General features: G+C 70.8%; 16 protein-coding genes. 6 read left to right on the top strand and 10 right to left on the bottom strand.

The genetic code is table 11. From position 1 onward, the window contains the following. Positions 1–45: 45 nt before the first annotated feature. The 3 genes from O7610_RS18790 to O7610_RS18780 form a co-directional block, all read right to left on the bottom strand. A complete protein-coding gene (locus O7610_RS18790; protein WP_281551971.1) occupies positions 46–981 on the bottom strand; it encodes a glycosyltransferase family 2 protein in 936 nt (311 codons plus the stop codon). A 119-nt stretch (positions 982–1,100) separates the two neighbouring features. Further along, on the bottom strand, positions 1,101–3,296 hold the full coding sequence (locus tag O7610_RS18785) for a carbohydrate-binding module family 20 domain-containing protein (protein WP_281551970.1): 2,196 nt from the start codon (positions 3,294–3,296) through the stop codon (positions 1,101–1,103). A 261-nt stretch (positions 3,297–3,557) separates the two neighbouring features. Then, entirely contained in the window at positions 3,558–4,451 is an 894-nt protein-coding gene (locus O7610_RS18780) for a LysR family transcriptional regulator (protein ID WP_281551969.1), read from the bottom strand. A gap of 94 nt (positions 4,452–4,545) precedes the next feature. Here O7610_RS18780 and O7610_RS18775 point away from each other — a divergent pair, with 94 nt between their 5' ends. Next, a complete protein-coding gene (locus O7610_RS18775) occupies positions 4,546–5,568 on the top strand; it encodes a bile acid:sodium symporter family protein (RefSeq protein WP_289211444.1) in 1,023 nt (340 codons plus the stop codon). Between the two features lie 30 nt (positions 5,569–5,598). Here O7610_RS18775 and O7610_RS18770 read toward each other — a convergent pair whose 3' ends face one another. Then, positions 5,599–6,915 carry an LCP family protein gene (locus O7610_RS18770; protein ID WP_281551967.1) on the bottom strand — a complete coding sequence of 439 codons (1,317 nt, stop codon included), beginning with the start codon at positions 6,913–6,915 and terminating at the stop codon, positions 5,599–5,601. A 168-nt stretch (positions 6,916–7,083) separates the two neighbouring features. Between O7610_RS18770 and O7610_RS18765 the strand changes: the two genes are divergently transcribed. Then, positions 7,084–9,015, top strand: a complete 1,932-nt coding sequence (locus O7610_RS18765) for an asparagine synthetase B family protein (protein WP_281551966.1) — start codon at positions 7,084–7,086, stop codon at positions 9,013–9,015. A gap of 99 nt (positions 9,016–9,114) precedes the next feature. Beyond that, complete coding sequence (nhaA, locus tag O7610_RS18760) at positions 9,115–10,503, top strand: Na+/H+ antiporter NhaA (protein ID WP_289211443.1); 1,389 nt, start codon at positions 9,115–9,117, stop codon at positions 10,501–10,503. Positions 10,504–10,558: 55 nt separating this feature from the next. Here the strand turns inward: nhaA and O7610_RS18755 are convergent, their stop codons facing one another. Next, positions 10,559–12,217 carry an ABC-F family ATP-binding cassette domain-containing protein gene (locus O7610_RS18755; protein ID WP_289211442.1) on the bottom strand — a complete coding sequence of 553 codons (1,659 nt, stop codon included), beginning with the start codon at positions 12,215–12,217 and terminating at the stop codon, positions 10,559–10,561. A 39-nt stretch (positions 12,218–12,256) separates the two neighbouring features. Here O7610_RS18755 and O7610_RS18750 point away from each other — a divergent pair, with 39 nt between their 5' ends. The 3 genes from O7610_RS18750 (at position 12,257) to O7610_RS18740 (ending at position 13,817) form a co-directional block, all read left to right on the top strand. Further along, a complete protein-coding gene (locus O7610_RS18750; protein WP_289211441.1) occupies positions 12,257–13,009 on the top strand; it encodes an ROK family protein in 753 nt (250 codons plus the stop codon). A gap of 185 nt (positions 13,010–13,194) precedes the next feature. Next, entirely contained in the window at positions 13,195–13,566 is a 372-nt protein-coding gene (locus O7610_RS18745; RefSeq protein WP_281551962.1) for a tetratricopeptide repeat protein, read from the top strand. Beyond that, positions 13,563–13,817 (top strand): Smr/MutS family protein, encoded by a 255-nt coding sequence (locus O7610_RS18740; RefSeq protein ID WP_123606272.1) that lies wholly within the window; start codon positions 13,563–13,565, stop codon positions 13,815–13,817. Before O7610_RS18745 ends, O7610_RS18740 begins: the two co-directional genes overlap by 4 nt. Positions 13,818–13,872: 55 nt before the next feature. On the opposite strand, the gene O7610_RS18735 is transcribed toward O7610_RS18740, so the two are convergent. The 5 genes from O7610_RS18735 to O7610_RS18715 form a co-directional block, all read right to left on the bottom strand. Beyond that, positions 13,873–14,181, bottom strand: a complete 309-nt coding sequence (locus O7610_RS18735) for an acyl-CoA-like ligand-binding transcription factor (RefSeq protein WP_289211440.1) — start codon at positions 14,179–14,181, stop codon at positions 13,873–13,875. Next, the gene (locus O7610_RS18730; protein WP_289211439.1) at positions 14,178–14,906 is read right to left on the bottom strand and encodes a hypothetical protein; all 729 of its coding nucleotides are present in this window, start codon (positions 14,904–14,906) and stop codon (positions 14,178–14,180) included. The genes O7610_RS18735 and O7610_RS18730 overlap by 4 nt, the downstream gene beginning before the upstream one ends. Further along, entirely contained in the window at positions 14,903–15,667 is a 765-nt protein-coding gene (locus O7610_RS18725) for a MerR family transcriptional regulator (RefSeq protein WP_289211438.1), read from the bottom strand. The genes O7610_RS18730 and O7610_RS18725 overlap by 4 nt, the downstream gene beginning before the upstream one ends. Before the next feature lie 63 nt (positions 15,668–15,730). After that, positions 15,731–16,060, bottom strand: a complete 330-nt coding sequence (locus O7610_RS18720) for a hypothetical protein (protein ID WP_281567207.1) — start codon at positions 16,058–16,060, stop codon at positions 15,731–15,733. 481 nt (positions 16,061–16,541) lie between these two features. Beyond that, a complete protein-coding gene (locus O7610_RS18715; RefSeq protein ID WP_289211437.1) occupies positions 16,542–17,144 on the bottom strand; it encodes a TetR/AcrR family transcriptional regulator in 603 nt (200 codons plus the stop codon). Positions 17,145–17,160 lie beyond the last annotated feature (16 nt).

Genomic DNA, 17,160 nt, shown 5'->3' with positions numbered 1-17,160 from the left:
GTTACCGGGCCGACCCGGCCCGGTTAGCGAACCGCCCGTCTGCGGCTAGCCCGAGACGAGTGCGTCGATGTCGTCGCGGCGGCCGAGTCGACCGTCCCGGCCGTCGGCGAGAGCCAGTTCGACGAGCTTTTCGTAGCCGCCGCGCAACTGCGGGGCGTGGGTGTCGACCTGCCGGAGCCAACAGGTGACGAACGCCTCGAGCTCCGACTCGATCTCGCTCAGCGGGGCGGTGAAGAACCGCTTGCTGAAGTGCATCCGGTTGCGGCACATGTAGTAGACGTAGTACGGCGGCGGGTACCTGCCGGCCGACCGCTTGTAGTGCCACACCCGGGAGTAGGGCGCGAGGACGGTGCGCCAGCCGGCCTGCTGGGCTCGCAGGCAGTAGTCGGTCTCCTCGTAGTAGAGGAAGTAGTCCTCGGAGAGCAGACCGATCTGGCGGAGCGTCTCCCGCCGGATCAGGAAACACGCGCCGGTGACGTAGTCGACGTCGCGCACCGCTCCGTCCGGCACGGACGGATCGAACACCCCGGCGTCGGCGTGGTACGTGGACCCGTGGCCCTTGATCACGCCGCCGTTGAACAGGATGCGGGCCGGGTGTCCGCCGTCGAGGATGCGGCTGCCGACGATCCCGGCGTCCGGATGCTCCTCGGCGGTGCGCAGCAGGCGGGTCAACGTCTCCGCGCTGACGACCGCATCCGGGTTGAGCAGCCAGACGAACTCGGCGGACGACGTCAGAGCGGCCCGGATCCCGATGTTGCAGCCGGCGGCGAAGCCGACGTTGTCGCCGGCCGAGACGACCTCCACGGCCGGATCCAGCAGGTCGGTGAGATCGGGCCCGTGGTGCTCCCGTTCGGTGTTGTCGACGACGATCACCCGCTGGTCGGCGGTGTCACTGGCCTGCAGCGAGGTGAGGCAACGGACAGTGTCGTCGTAGTGCCGGTAGTTGACTACGACGGTTGCTACCCGCGGCCCGATTCGCACCGGTGACCTCCCGAACGGCAGGCGTCCGCAGCCGGTCCGTCCACCCGGGCCGAGGCTATCAGCTCGGCCGCCGGGTGTACGGCGGACCGCGCGGAGCCGGTCCGCCGTACACCGCTTGGTCATCGCCAGGTGTCGGTGAGGGTCGTCGCGTCGCCGGCCGGGGTGGCACTGCGGTTGCCGCCCGACTCCCAGTCGACAGTGCCGTCCGGTGCCCGCTTGACGTACTTGTACTCGAAGGACTCACCGGCCGGCAGCGCGACGCTGCCCGACCAGACCGGGTAGTCGTCCGCAGCGAGGGCGACCGCCCGGGTCGGGTCCCACGAGCCCAGCGCCGGGACCGAGCCGACGACCAGGACGTCCTGGCCGTACCAGGTGGTCGCGGTGACGTCGAAGGTGACCGCGACGGTGCCCGGCTGCTCTCCGCCGGAGCCGGGCTGGCCCCAGGTGGCGGTGAGCGGGGTGCCGCCGACGCCGCTGCGGTTGGCGCCAGCTTCCCACTCGACCGCGCCGTTCGACGCCACCTTGACCAGTTTCCACTCGAACGCCGTACCGTCCGGGACGTCGACGGAGCCGGTCCAGGTCGGGTAGCTGGCCGCGTCGGTGCCCAGCGGTGCCGCGTCGGCCGGGTTCCAGGAGCCGAGTTCGGGCAGCGAGCCGACCACCCGTACCTGCTGGCCGGGCGTGGTCTGCACGGTCACCGTTACCGGGGTGCCGTCGCCCGGGGGCGGATCGACCGGGCCGCAGCCGGCTGGGTCGGTGCAGTCGAGCCGCGCCGCGACGTGCAGTGCCACCGCCCGGTTCGCCGGGATGTCGGCGTGGAAGCCGCCGTCGGTGACGGCGATCGTGCCACCGGTGCAGGTGCCACTGTCCGCCCGGTAGGTGCCCCGGGCCACGTTGCAGTACCAGCCGTCCGGCAGGCTGGTGGTGAAGCTGCGGCTCCAGGTGCTGCCGGTCGCGTTGAACGCGGCGTACCCGCGGTCGGCGCGGGCGAAGCCGAGCCGGCCGTTGCCGTCGGTGAGCACGGCGCTGATGCCGGCGCCGGCGGTGGCGTTGCGGAAGCCGACCATCCCGGCGACCTGCTCGTCGCGGTGCTCACAGATCCACTCTGCGCTGGCGCAGTCGGTCGGCAGCGTGGTGCCGTCGCCGGTGCTCGGCGGCCCCTGGGCGACCACTGGGCCGAAGGCATAGCTGGACATCAACTGGGGGGTCCCGTACGGGTGGGCGAGCATGAACGCGTCGGCCAGGTAGTAGCGGTCGCCGTCCTGGTAGGTGAGCGTCGGGGTGGCCCGCTGGGTGTCGTGGTTGTCGATGAAGACGACGGCCCGGTCGCCGGTCAGCCCGCCGTAGTGCGGCACGCTGGCCAGCTGGGCGATGGTGCCGTCGCGGAAGGCCGCGGAGACCGCCCGCTGGTAGTCGAAGTTGGTGACCTTGCCGTACGGCGCGTATGCGGTGTACGGGATGGTGCCGTCGCCGTACACCTCGTGGAACAGGTCGGGTCGGCCGCCGAAGCCGGGCACGTCGTCGAGTCGGGAGATGATGTCCGCCAGGTGGGCTTCCTGGACGTGTTTTGCGGCGTCCACCCGGAACCCGGCGACGCCGAGCGCGATCACCGAGTTCATGTACTTGGCGATCTTGCGGCGTACCTCCGGATCGGCGGTGTTGAGGTCGGCCAGGTCGAGCAGTTCGCAGTCCTGCACCTCGGTCTTGCTGCCCCAGTTGCTGATGGTGCGGTAGCAGGGGCCGAAGTCGGCGTAGCCGTAGCTGTCGCCGGAGCCGTCGCCGAACAGGTCCGGGTAGCCGTACTTGCTGTAGACGGTGCCGGCGCTGCCCGGCCCGCTGCCGACCGATCCGGTGCCGCTCATGTGGTTGAGCACCATGTCGACGTAGATCTTCACGCCCTGGTCGCGGCAGCGTTCGACCATGTCGACGAAGTCGGCCCGGTCGCCACGCCGGGTCTGGTCGATCCGGTACGAGACCGGCTGGTAGTCCTGCCACCAGGGGTAGCTGGCACCTTCGGCGCTGGGCAGCAGCACATGCTCCTGCGGCGGGGATACCTGGACCCCGCCCCAGCCGTCCGGGCCGAGTGTTGCCTCGCACTCCTCGGCGATGGAGTTCCACCGCCACTGGAACAGGTGCACGATCGCGTCGCCGTTGCCGACGGCGGTGGCGGTCGCCTCGGCGGTCGTGACCGGGGCCGCTGCCGGGTCTGTGGCGAGGGCCGCTGCGGGGGTAGTGGCGGTGGCGGGCGCGGGCAGGGTGACGGCCAACGGGATTCCGATGACGGCCGCCACGGCGGCGGCCATCGGTCTGGACACGGTCGATCCGGGTACGGACATCAGCGCTCCAATGCTGGTGACGGCTTGCCTGCGAGGAGGCACAGGTCAGGGCTCTGAAAGAACCTGCAAGGATCGCAAGTACTTTCAGCCATGTGGTGAGGGTAACAATCAGACGTCTCGCTGTGAACAGCTTGTTTCGGCCGCCAGGCTGGGGTGCTCCGAGCTGTGCCCGCCGACAGGGCCGCAAGAACTGACATCCTCTTGCAGCAGGATCTGTCGCTCTGGGGATCCGGGCTGGGGTCAGCCTGCGGTCCGCGGAGCCCGCTCCCGGCCACCGCCGGTCGGCCGGCCGGCGGCCCCGACCGCCTCACTGACCGCCGCCACCACCGCCGGGTCGGCGTCCGGACGGGACAGCAGGATGAACTCCACCTCGCCCAGCGGCGGCAGATCGGCCGGGGCCACCGGGGTCAGGCCGACCGGCACCAACCGGGCCGAGTGCGGCAGCAGGCCGAGACCGGCGCGGGCGGCGGCCACCAGCCCGCCGAGGCTGCCGCTGGTGCAGGCGATCCGCCACGGCTGACCGGCGGACGAGAGCGCGGCGAGCGCCTGCGCCCGGGAGATGCTCGGCGGCGGGTAGACCACCAGCGGCACCGGTTCCCCGGCGGTGCGCCGTGGCGGTGTGGGCTGATCCGCCGCGCCCAGCCAGACCAGCCGGTCACGCCAGACCAGAGTGCCCCGGGACTGACCCGCCAGGCGTTTGGCGAAGACCAGGTCGAGTGCCCGGGCGTCCAGCAACTGGTGCAGTGTGCCGCTCAGCGCCACGGTCAGCTCGACGTCGACCAGCGGGTTGCGGCGGCGGAAGGTCTGCAGCACGTCCGGCAGGTAGCTGGAGATCAGGTCCTCGGAGACGCCGAGGCGCAGCTTGCCGCGTACCACCGTGGTGCTGAAATGCCGGCGGGCCCGGTCGTGCGCGTCGAGAATGTCCCGGGCGAAGCTGATCATCGCTTCGCCGTCCACCGTCAGCTGCACGGTGTGCGTGTCGCGCAGCAGCAACGGCCGTCCGGCCGCCTCCTCCAACCGCCGCACGTGCGCGCTGACCGTGGACTGCCGCAGACCGAGCCGCTCGGCGGCTCGGGTGAAGCTCAGCAACTGGCTCACCGCCAGGAAGCTGCGCAGCTGGACAGGCTCGTACACGACCTGCATGCTATCGCGTTACGCGATGACAGTCAGTGCGGTGATCAGCTTTCCCGCTGATCGGCCAGCCGCTCAGAATGGGTGGACCAACCCCTTGTCCACCTGGAGCACCCGGATGCGCTGGCCCCGCTGGCTGATCATCGACCCGTTCATCGCGATGCTGTTCGCCGTCGTGGCGCTCGCCGCGCTGCTCCCGGTCCGCGGCACCGCCGCCTCGGTCGCCGGTGTCGTCGCCAGCGTCGGCATCGCCCTGCTGTTCTTCCTGCACGGGGCCAGGATCGCCCCGGCGGCGGCGCTCGCCGGCGCCCGACACTGGCGCCTGCACACCGTGGTGCTGAGCACCACCTTCGTGGTCTTCCCGCTGCTCGGTCTGGCCGTTGCGCTGATCAGCCCGCAACTGCTGCCGGCCGAGCTCTACCAGGGGGTCCTCTTCCTCTGCGTGGTCCCCTCGACGGTGCAGTCGTCGATCGCGTTCACCTCGATCGCCCGGGGCAACGTGCCGGCCGCCGTGTTCAGCGCGTCGTTCTCCAACATCGCCGGGGTCGCGCTCACCCCACTGCTCGCCGTGCTGCTCATGCAGAACACCGGTGACCTGCGGCTGACCGCAGGTTCGATCGGCTCGATCGTCGGGCAGCTGCTGCTACCGTTCGTCGCGGGTCAGCTGTCCCGGCGGTGGACCGCTGACTGGATCGGCCGACACAAGAGCCTGACCTCGGTGGTCGACCGGGGCTCGATCCTGCTGGTGGTCTACACCGCGTTCAGCGCCGGTGTGGTCGCCGGGATCTGGCAGCAGATCGCCGTCAGTCAGCTGCTGGTTCTCGGCGCCACCGTCGGTGCCCTGCTGGCGGTGGTGATGGGGCTGCTGTTCGGCGTCACCCGGCTGCTCGGCTTCGACCACGCCGACCGGGCCGCGACGGTCTTCTGCGGCGCCAAGAAGAGCCTGGCCACCGGGTTGCCGATGGCGGCCGTGCTGTTCAGTCCGCAACTGCTCGGCCTGCTGGTCCTACCGCTGATGATCTTCCACCAGATCCAGCTGATCGTCTGCGCGGCCCTGGCCCGGTGGTGGTCGCACCGGGCACCAACGGTCCGTCCGTCAGGCGAGACGACCCGGGTGTAGGTGTGGTCGGCCGACGGTGGGTCGGGCCGGTCAGCGGACGACGACCGAGTCGAGCTGCTCGGCGCCGTACCGCTCGATGTACCGCTCCAAGGTGTCGTCGCGCACCGCGGTCCAGAAGCCGACACCCTGATAAGGGTCCAGCCACATCACCCACTGGTCGCCGACGTACCCGGTGTCCGCCACCGGGGCGGTGACGAACCGGACGTCGTTGCGGATCTTGCGCAGGTCGAAGGCGAGCTGCCGGAGTTTGTCGTTGGTCAGGCCGTCGTCGACGGTGACGGTCGCGGTGATTGCGTCGAGCAGCGCGCCGAGCTGTCGCGGGCTGGTCAGGGTGTCCCGGTCGAGGGTCTCGTCGAGCAGCGCGCGCAGGTAGTTCTGGTGGCGGCGCATCCGGTCGAAGTCGCCCTCCGGCAGGCCGTGGCGCTGGCGAACGTACTGGACGGCCTGCTCGCCGTTGAGCCGTTGCAGTCCTGCGGGCCAGGTCGACTGCAGGCTCGGTCCGGGCGTCCCGGCCGGGATATCCACGGTCACCCCACCGACCGCGTCGGTCAGGTCCTGCAGCCCGACGAGGTCGATCAGGGCGACGTGGTCGATGCGCAGCCCGGTCACGTTCTCGACCGTCTGTACGGCGAGGCTGGCACCACCGAGCGCGTACGCAGAATTGATCTTGAGGTTGCCGTGCCCGGGGACCGGCACCCACGAGTCGCGGGGGATGGAGACGACGTACGCCCGCTCCCGGTCGGCGGTGATCCGGACCACCATCAGCGAGTCGGTCCGGCCGTACGGCCCGGCGGGGGAGTCCGCGCCGGTGGCGCTGGAGGCGAGGCTGTCGATGCCGGCGAGCAGCACGGTCAGCCCTTCCGGCGTCGGTGCCGGCCGCTGGTCGGCCGGGATCGTGGCGAACGGGTCGGGGATCCGCTTGATCTCGCCGAGGTAGTAGTGACTGACGACGGCCACCCCGGCCACCCCGGCGAGGGCGGCGACCACCAGGCCGGTGATGCCGAGCAGGGCGATGCGGCGCAGCCGGCGACGGCCGTGCCGGGCCGGTGGCCGCCGGTGCCGGCCGGTGCCGGCGCCCGATCGGGTCAACGTCACCGGGCTGGTCGCTGAGACCCCCGGCTGCCGGTCGGACCGCTGCGGCTGGTCCGCGGTCGTGGCCCACTGGCCGTACGCCTGGTCGGTGGTGGCCCATTGGTCGTGCTGCTGGTCGATGGTCCACTGGTGTGACTCGGCCCAGTCGTCGTCCGCCGTGGCGGGGCGGTGCTGGCCCTGGTCGTGCGCGGGCGCATCAACCCAGTTCTCCCGGGCCGGTGCCGGATTGTCCTGATCGTCAGGTCGCCCGGTCATGTGATCACCTCTGGCTCGATCGCTGAGAGACCCAGGCTAACCAGACATTACGGATCTATAACGCCAATCGGCTAAAATCAAGACGAGACTCGGGCTGGCCGGCGTCGTCGGGTGAACCGGATCGACAACTCGGCACCCGGCACAGCCAACTCGGTTTAGCGTCACAATATGTCAGCAATAGTCGGTATTGTCGGTGAGGCCGGCGGTCGCAGCCAGAGTGCCGACCAACTCGCCCTGGCCTGCACCCCGCACGACCTTCAGCGGACCGGTCGCTACCTGGACGACCGGGCGGCGATCGTCGCCCGCTGGTCCGACGAGGACCGGGCCGTGGCCCGGTCGCCGCGCTACCCGGGTCGGTCGCCGTACTACACGGCCACGACGGACGCGGTCGCGGTCAGCTGCACCGCCCAACCCGACCTGCTCGACCTGTATCGTCGGCACGAAACGGCGGCCGTCACCAGGCTGACCGGCGACTTCGCGATCGCGGTCTGGGACCGCGACCGGAACCAGCTGATACTGGCGGCCGACCGGACCGGCGAGCGGACGCTGTACTGGCGGCTCAGCGGCGGCCAGTTGATCTTCGCCTCGCAGCTGCGGGCGTTGCTGGCCGATCCATGTACCGGCCAGGAGCTCGACCCGGTCGCACTGCACCACTACCTGACCTACCGGTACGTCCCCGCGCCGTGGACGATCTACGCCGGCATTCGCAAGCTTCCCCCGGGCACATCGCTGATCTGGGCGGACGGGCGGGTCACCACCCGTCGCTACTGGACACTCGACGCCGCTGCCGGGCCGTCGGCACCCGGTATCGACCAGGCCGCCGAACAGCTACGCGAACGGCTGGTCGACGCCGTGCGCTCCCGGCTGCCGGCCACCGGGTCGCCGCAGGTGCTGCTCTCCGGCGGGATCGGCGCCACCCTGGTCGCGGCCGCCGTGACCCGCAGCACCAGCGTCAGGGCGCACACCTGCTCGGTCGGGTTCGGCGACCCCCGGCTCGACCAGCGGGCGGCGGCGCGAGGCGTCGCCCGGGCGCTCGGCACCGAGCACCAGGAGTATCGGGTGACCGGGCTCGACCCGGCCGTACCGCAGCAGATCGCCGGCCTGTTCGAGGAACCGTTCGCCAGCCCGGCCGCGATCCCCGCCTACCTGGTCGCCCGGTACGCCGGGGTGCGGCGGGCGGAGGCGTTCTGCGGCCTCGGCGGTGCCCTGCTGTACGGCGGGTTCCCGCACCACCTGCTGCTCGGCTGGCTCAACGGCTGGCCGCAGCGGCCGGCCGGACTGCCCGGGTTGCAGCGGGCCGGGGCCGCGCTGGTGCGGCGGAGCACGGCCGGAACCCCGGTGCGTCGGCTCGGCCGGCTGCTGGAGGTCGCCGGCTGCCCACCACCGACCCGGTACGCACGGATCGTCGCCGAGTGCAGCGCCGAGCAGAAGAACGCCCTCTACGGGGCGCGGCTGCGTGACGAACTCGCCAACGTGGACAGCGGTTTGCTGGCTGAGGCGGCCTACCTCGCCTCGTCAGGGGACTCCCAGGCGACCCGGATGACCGACGCGGACCTGCACGGATACCTGCCGGGCGACGTACTCGCCCGGTGGTCGACCGTGTCGGCCGGCGCGGGACTACGGCTGCAGGCGCCGTTGCTCGACCACCGACTGCTCGAGTGGGTGGCCGGCCTGCCGGCATCGTGGAAGGTGCCGGGGCGGCGGCGGAACCTGGCGCGGCGGGCGGCGGCCGGCTGGTTGCCGGGCCGGGCGGTCACGTCCGAGCCGGTGGACGCCCGGCCACCGCTGGCCAGCTGGCTGCGGGCCGAGCTGCGCGAACTCGCCGGGGACCTGCTCACCGACCGGACCTTCCAGGACCGTGGCCTGTTCCAGCCGGCTGCGGTCCGCCGGCTGCTCGACGAGCACCAGGCCGGGGTGGACCACGCCGGCGAGATCTACACGGTGCTTCAACTCGAACTCTGGCTGCGGCACCGGCCGGGGTCGGTGAGAGACCCCGCACTTGCTGGTCAGCGCGACATGACCTTGGAAGAATCGGGGTACGGCACAACTGGCGCCGGAGGTTGTCCGGCGGCGGCATCGCCAACCGGAGACCTTCGGTAACCGTGCCGGAACGGATAGTGTGATCATCATCGACGCGCCGGTCAACCAGGACCGGCGTCGCTGTACCTGCTGCATGTACGTGGAGGTGGAGTTCTCTACATGACCGACCCGACCCCCACCAAGGCCTCCGGATCCGGCGACAAGTCCGGATCGAGCAAAAAGTCGGACTCAACCAGGCCGCCGGAGTCCCGGCGTCCGTTCCAGCTCTCCTCCTGGGCGGAAGCCAAGTTCATCGGCGACGTGCTCCGCACCGAGACCGTCGGCGGCGGGCTGCTGCTGCTCGGCGCGGTCATCGCGCTGATCTGGGCCAACTCCCCGTGGGGCGACGCCTACACGGACCTGGGCCAGTTCGTGCCCTGGCCCGGCGGGGCACCGCTGCACCTGGACGTCGACCTGGCGCACTGGGCGGCGGACGGCCTGCTGGCGATCTTCTTCTTCGTGGTCGGTCTGGAACTCAAACGCGAATTCGTCGCCGGTGAACTGCGCAGCCCACGCCGGGCCGCGCTGCCGGTGATCGCCGCGGTCGGCGGCATGGCCATGCCGGCGCTCATCTACGTACTGATCAACCTGAACACCGGCGACAGCGCGCTGCGCGGCTGGGCGATCCCCACCGCCACCGACATCGCGTTCGCCCTCGCCGTGCTCGCCGTCATCGGCTCCCACCTGCCGCAGGGCCTGCGCGCCTTCCTGCTCACCCTGGCCGTCGTCGACGATCTGCTGGCGATCACCATCATCGCGTTCTTCTACACCGAACAGGTCAACTTCCTGGCACTGGCCGGTTCCCTGCTACCGCTGCTCGCCTTCGCGCTGCTGCTGCGGTTCGGCAGGACCTGGTGGTGGGCGCTGATCCCGCTGGCCGCCATCACCTGGACGCTGATGCACGCCTCCGGCGTACACGCCACCATCGCCGGCGTACTGCTCGGCTTCATGGTGCCGGTGCTGCCCCGCAAGGGCGAGCAGCACGGCCTGGCCGAGCACTTCGAACACCGGTGGCGGCCGGTCTCCGCCGGCTTCGCCGTGCCGGTCTTCGCCTTCTTCGCCGCCGGGGTGTCGCTGCGTGACGGCGGCATCGGCTCGGTGCTGACCGATCCGGTGGCGATCGGGGTGATCGCCGGTCTGGTCCTCGGCAAGACGATCGGCATCCTGGGCGCCACCGGGCTGATGACCCGCTTCACCCGCGCCGACCTGGGCGGGCTGAAATGGGTCGACCTGCTCGGGGTGTCGCTGCTGGCCGGCATCGGGTTCACCGTCTCGCTGCTGATCGGCGAGTTGGCGTTCGGCGCCGGCAGCGACCGCGACGCCTTTGTCAAAGCGGCCGTCCTGATCGGCTCGCTGACCGCGGCGATGCTCGCCGCCATCGTCCTCAGCCGGCGCAACAAGGTCTACCGGCGGATCTCCGAACAGGAACGGCAGGACCGCGACGGCGACGGAATCCCGGACATCTACCAGCAGCTGCCGCAACCGACACCGGACGACGACCGCCGCTGACCCGGAGTGCCCCGGCGGCGACCCCGCAACCTGGTCGTACCCCCTGGTCCTGCTCCTAGTCGAGGGACAGGTCCAGCAGCGACCGGAGTGCGGGGCCGCCGCCGTCCAGGGTGATCCGGCGGGTCAGCCGCACCGACTCCAACATCCGGCGGTCGTGGGTGACCAGCAGCAAGGTGCCGGTGAACGACGCCAGCGCCGACTCCAACTGCTCGATCGCCGGCAGATCCAGATGGTTCGTCGGCTCGTCGAGGACCAGCAGATTCACCCCGCGCGCCTGCAGCAACGCCAACGCCGTGCGGGTCCGCTCGCCCGGTGAGAGGGTGGCCGCCGGCCGCAGCACGTGGTCGGCCCGCAGCCCGAACTTCGCCAGCACCGTACGGGCCTCGGCGGGGGCCAGGTCGGCCGCCGCCCGGAACGTGTCCAGCACCGGCTCGTCGCGCAGGAACAGCTGGCGGGCCTGGTCGATCTCGCCGACCACCACCCCGGGGCCGAGCCACGACTCGCCCGAGGCCAGTGACAGCCGCCCAAGCAACGCACCGAGCAGCGTCGACTTGCCGGACCCGTTCGGCCCGGTGATCGCCACCCGGTCCGCCCAGTCGATCTGCAGATCCACCGGGCCGAGGGTGAACCCGCCCCGGCGTACCACCGCCCGGCGCAGCACCGCGACCACCGCGCCGGCCCGGGGCGCGGCGGCGATCTCCATCCGCAGCTCCCACTCCTTGCGCGGCTCCTCGACGACCTCCAGCCGCTCGATCATCCGCTCGGTCTGCCGCGCCTTCGCCGCCTGCTTCTCCGCGGCCTCGGTCCGGGCGTTGGTGGTCAACTTGTCGCTGTCGTTGGCCTTGCGGCGGGCGTTGCGGACCCCCTTGTCCGTCCAGGCCCGCTGGGTGCGGGCGCGGGCCTGCAGCCCGGCCCGGGTGTCGGCGTACTCCTCGTACGCCGCCCGGGCCTGCCGGCGGGCCACCTCCCGCTCGGCCAGGTACGCCTCGTACCCGCCGCCGTAGTGGTTGACCTGCTGCTGGGCCAGGTCCAGCTCGACCACCCGGTTCACCGTACGGGCCAGGAACTCCCGGTCGTGCGACACCAGCACGGCACCGGCGCGCAGCCCGGTGACGAACTGCTCCAGCCGGGCCAGCCCGGCCAGGTCCAGATCGTTGGTCGGCTCGTCGAGCAGCACCACGTCGTAGCGGCTGAGCAGCAGCGACGCGAGCTGGGCGCGGGCCGCCTGGCCGCCGGAGAGCGCCGTCGTCGGCTGGTCCAACGTCACCGTCAGACCCAGGTCGGCGACCACCTGCTCGGCGCGTTCGGCCAGGTCGGCGCCGCCGAGATCCAGCCAGCGTTCCAGCGCCACCGCATAGGTGTCGTCGGCGCCGGGCTGCCCGGCGGCCAGCGCCTCGGCGGCGGCGTCCATCGCCTGCTGCGCCGCCGCCACCCCGGTCCGGCGGGCCAGGTAGTCGCGTACCGACTCACCCGGCCGGCGCTGCGGCTCCTGCGGCAGCAGCCCGACGGTGGCGGTCGGCGGGTTGCGGGTGACCGCGCCCGACTCGGGTGCCGCCACCCCGGCCAGGATCCGCAGCAGCGTCGACTTGCCGGCACCGTTCGCGCCGACCAACCCGATCACGTCGCCGGGCGCGACGACGAGGTCCAGCCCGGTGAAGAGCTGCCGGTCACCGTGCCCGGCGGACAGGTCTCTGGCGATCAATGTGGCGCTCATGGCCCGGCGATCGTAGCCGCCGACCGGCACACTGTGCTGATGATTTCCACGCTGGCGATCGACTGTGGCGGCGGCGGCATCAAGGCGTCCGTACTCGACGAGGCCGGCACCATGCGGGCCCGGCCGCTGCGGGTGCCGACCCCGTACCCGCTGCCGCCGAAACGGTTCGTCGACACCCTGCGCGGGTTGAGTGACCAGCTGCCGGCGGCCGACCGGGTCACCGTCGGGATGCCCGGCATGATCCGGCACGGGGTGGTGGTCGCCACCCCGCACTATGTGACGAAGGCCGGTCCGCGGACCAGGGTCGACCCGGGACTGTTCGCCGAATGGTCCGGCTTCGATGCCCGTGCGGCGCTCGGCGCCGCCTTCGACCTGCCGGTGCTGGTGCTCAACGACGCCGAGGTGCACGGTGCCGGGGTGGTCGCCGGCGCCGGCTGCGAACTGGTCCTCACCCTCGGCACCGGGCTCGGCTGCGCGCTGTTCGACGGCGGCCGGCTCGCCCCGCACCTGGAGCTGTCCCAGGCGCCGGTGCGCTGGGGGCAGAGCTACGACACCTACGTCGGCGAGCACGAACGCCGCCGGCTCGGCGACGCGTTCTGGTCCCGGCGGGTACGCGGCGTCGTCGACGGTCTGCGACCAGTGTTCTGTTGGGACCGGCTCTACCTCGGCGGCGGCAACTCGCGGCTGATCCGTCCCGAGCAGGTGGCCCGGATGGGCGACGACGTGGTGGTGGTGCCGAACACGGCCGGCATCGTCGGCGGCGTACGGGCCTGGACGCTGATCCGACCCTGAACCCGGTCCGACCGCGTGACCGGTCCGATCCCTGAAACCATTCCGACCCTGACTGGTCTGTGCCGGATCGTCCCGAAGCTGGCTGGGTGGCCGGCGGATGTCCGGTCCGGGAACAGTCGCATTCCGCCGGTGGTTGTGCCAGCGTCAAGGGTGTCGGTGATCGCGACCGGGAAGGTGGGGCGGCCATGGATCTGTTGGAGGAGTACCGCCGGGCGAACCTGTACTTCGAGTCCGGCGACCCGTCCGGGGCGGCCCGGCTGCTGGAGCCGATCATCGCCGCCGAGCCCGACAACTCGGCGGTCCGCCAGCTGCTGGCCCGCTCCTACTTCAAGTCGGCGCAGCTCGGCCGGGCCGAGGAGCAGTTGCGCGAGCTGATCGACCGCGACCCGAGTGACCACTACGCCCATCACGTGCTGGGTCGTACCCTGGAACGGCTCGGTCGGCCGTCGCAGGCGCTGCGGCACCTGCGGCTCGCCGCTGCCATGCGTTCCGAGCATTCGGACTACCTGGCCGCGCTGCGCCGGGTCGAGGCGAAGGTCAACGGAAGGGTGTCGTGAAGATCAAACTGGACCTGCACGACATCTACAACCGTGGCCAGGACATCGACCGGGCGCTGCGGGGCGTCATCGACGAGGCGGTGGCCAAGAAGGCCACCCTCGTCGAGATCATCCCTGGCAAGGGCTCCGGCCAGCTGAAGAAGCGGGTGCTGCGGTTCCTCGACCAGAAGGACGTCAAGCAGCTCTACCACCGGGTGGAGAAGGACTCGAAGAACTTCGGCCGACTGTTCGTCCATTTTCGATGGAAGTGACTCCATCGCTGCGCTGGTAGCGACTCCGCCGCTGCGTTGGTAGCGACGCGGCCACCTAGCGCGGGCTGAGGGCCGCCATCGCCCGGTCGACGTGGTCGGCGAGTGAGTGCTCGGTCGTGGACGCCAGCCAGGCGTGCTGCGCCGCGACCAGGCAGCCGAAGGCTGCAGCGGCGAGTGCTCCCGGCGTCGGGTCGTCGGCGGCGTACGGGGCGCCGGCCGCCGCCGCCCGCTCCCGCAGCACCGCGACGACGGCGTGCTGCATGCTCTGCAGCTTGCGCAGGTAGACGGCGAGCAGCGCGGGCGTTTCCAGGATCACCCGCTGGACGGGCTTGCTGACCTGCTGCTGGCCCGCCAAACGCGTCAACTCCCAGGCGTACGACCCTGATCTTGCCCGCCGGCTGTGGGAGCGTTCGGAGCAGCTGCTCGGCTGACCGGCGTCGCCACTGCCGACCGCGTCGCCGTATCCCGGCCGGTCGCGGCCTGCCGGGTCGACCAGGCCGACAGCGCGGCGACCGGATCGTCGGCGAAGAACCGGATCGTCCGTACGTGTGCGATGCGGCCCAACGGGCGGACCACCCGCAGCGGCTCGGCCAGCTCGACCACCAGGTTGGTCTGCGCGATCGCCGACACGATGAGCACGTCACCGTCGACCCGGATGGTGCCCTGCTCGTTGTAGTTGCGCACCAGCCGGACCTCGGTGACCAGCCGACGGGGCACCCGGACGTCCAGGAACGCGGCGTTGCGGACCCGGATCTCGTCGGGCCCGATCACATGCGGTCGGGTCACGGTCGCGGCGATCACCGCCAGAGCGATCAGTACGCCGTACGCGTCGATCAGCAGAATCGCGTGCCGTAGCGGGTCCGGGGCGCCGATCGCCCGCAGCAGGATCTCCACCGCGACCAGCTCCACGATCGACACCACCAGGAACATCACCATCGTCGACGCCACCGCCCCGGCGTAGGGCACCGCCGTCGCCGACTCCGGTACGCCGTGGCGGCGACGGCGTACCCACAGCCAGAGGCTGACCATGCCGGCGGCTTCGAACCCGACCAGCCGGCGCAGCACCACCCCGAGCCGTCGCGCAGTCATCGTCGGCCTCGTAACCGGGCGACCAGCAGCCGGAACACCTCGGCCTGGGCGGGGGAGAACTCGCGGGTGATCGCGGTCAGCCACTGGACGCCGTCCGCGTCGCCGGCGTTCGTGGCGATCGCGTCGGTCATCTCGGCCGGCAGGAAGCCTTCCAGGTCGGCGGCGAGCGACGCCACCCGCGCGTCGGCCGGGTCCGCGTCGGCGATCTCGTCGAGCCGTCGGTAGAACTCCTGCGTACGGGCCAGCGTCGCCGGCTCGGTCAGCGGCTGGAACAGCGCGCTGAACTCACCCCGCTGCTCCGGCCCGACCCCGGTGTCCAGCAGCGCCAGCATCTCCCGGTCCAGGGCGGCGAACGCGGAGCCGTCGGTCGGCAGCTGCCGCAGCACCGCCGCCATCGGCTCGGAGACCGTGGCATCGGCGTCCAGCTCGTCGAGGTTCTCACCTGCAGCCAGCAGCGCGGCGAGCCGTTGCCGTTGCTCGGCGATCGCCGTCTGCTGGCGGGCCAGGTCGGCGTCCAGCTCGGTGAGCACCTCGCGCAGCTCCCGGCCCTGGTCGTCGGCGAGCACGTCACGGATCTCGTCGAGCGAGAGCCCCAGCTCGGTCAACCGGCGTACCCGGGCCAGCGCGACCGCATCCCGTAGCCGGTACTCCCGGTAGCCGTTGGACAGCCGCTCCGGCTCAGGCAGCAACCCGAAATGGTGGTAGTGGCGCACGGTCCGGGTGGAGACCCCGACCAGCGCGGCGAGCTCGCCGATCCGCATGCCACCAGTAAAAACGTTGCCGTTACGACAAGGTCAAGCTTGCCGTGGCGGCCTCGCAGACTGTCAGGCGTCCTGGAGTTCTCGGAGGTGGTGGTCGACCGCCTGGAACCGTGGCCAGTCCGGCGTGTGACAGCCGACGGCGTGCAGCGCGGTACGGATGTCCATCAGCAGCCTGCTGGCAGCGAACTCGAAGCTGGTGGCCTCGGTCGACGTGGCGATGTCCACGATCCGGTCAGTGAGCTTCGCAGCGATCTGGACCTCGACGTCCAGAGAATCCAATTGCTCCTGGACCGCATCGATGAATTCTTCGAACTGCTCATCGGTGCCATGGGGGGTGCTGACGAAGGTCATCTGGACCGCGAGACGGAACTCTTTCACGTTGCCTCCCAGCACGTCGCCCGACGAAGCTGAGCCCTCATGTCTCGCAAGTAGTTCGGATTAGAGGGCGTCGTTGACATCGTCTTCATGCACTTACAGGGATTCGGGCACTTCAACTTGAAGTGCTTGTTCCCTCCTCCGGTGACGGACCAGCCATCCTTCTCGACCTCCTTGAGGAGTTCCTCGTACTCGCCGCCGAGCCTGTGACGAGGGCGTGACACTGTGAGTTCTCCTCGTGTTCGAGGGTACCTTGGATTGCTGCCGCTACGGCAGAGGTCTTTCGTTGGGTTGATCCTCTCGTCAGTATCGATGTTCAGCGCGCGGGCCGGGTCGGACATATAACTCATTTGACGCACTGTCGGTTATGAGACAGTCACCGAAAGCTACTTCTGGCGAATGTTGCCGGCCGGTCGGCTACGGCCACCAGCGCAGTGTCGACGAACATGATGACGGGGTGTGGCGTCGTTGCCGCCGCGACGAGGTCAAGCAACGATCGTCAACGTGATGGGCCCGGTGCTGCGCTGTCGAGGGCGATGGTCACGACCTTGCGCACCGCCGGTCCGTCCGGCGGTTCGGTCTCCCGGTCAGCGAAGAGCAGATGTCCGGTCCCTACCAGCATCGGCGCGAGCGCGTCGATGTCGGCGTCGACCGCGATCCGGCCGAGGTCCCGCTCGGCGGCCAGGTAGGACGCGATCATGGTTGTGGCGTCGGAGAGGATCGGCAGTCGGGGGTCCGGTCTGGCTTGCCGCAACCGTCCGCGCAGCTCGTCGCGGGAGACGATGAGACTGATCAGGGCGAGGGTCACCGATCCGAACAGCTCGGTGAGCAGCCCGGTCAGATTGTCGGCGACGGTGCCGGTCCCGGCTGCCTGCTGCAGGGCGGCGGCCTGGGTATCGATCCGAGCCATCCGGTCCAGCACGAACTCGGTGAGGAAGGTGTCGAAGTCGGCGAAGTAGCGGTGCAGGACGCCCTTGGCGACCCCCGCCTCGGTGGTGACCGCCCGGCTGGTCAGACCACTTGGCCCAGCTTGGAGAAGGACGCGTTCGGCGGCGTCGAACAACAGCTCGCGCGCGTCGCGGATGGCCACACCGGTTGGCACTGTGCGCTCCTCAGCT

Source organism: Solwaraspora sp. WMMA2065, from assembly GCF_030345075.1.
Classification (GTDB): Bacteria; Actinomycetota; Actinomycetes; order Mycobacteriales; family Micromonosporaceae; genus Micromonospora_E.
The sequence above is the reverse complement of the archived record's forward strand: the minus strand, read 5'-3'. Positions and strand labels throughout refer to the sequence as shown.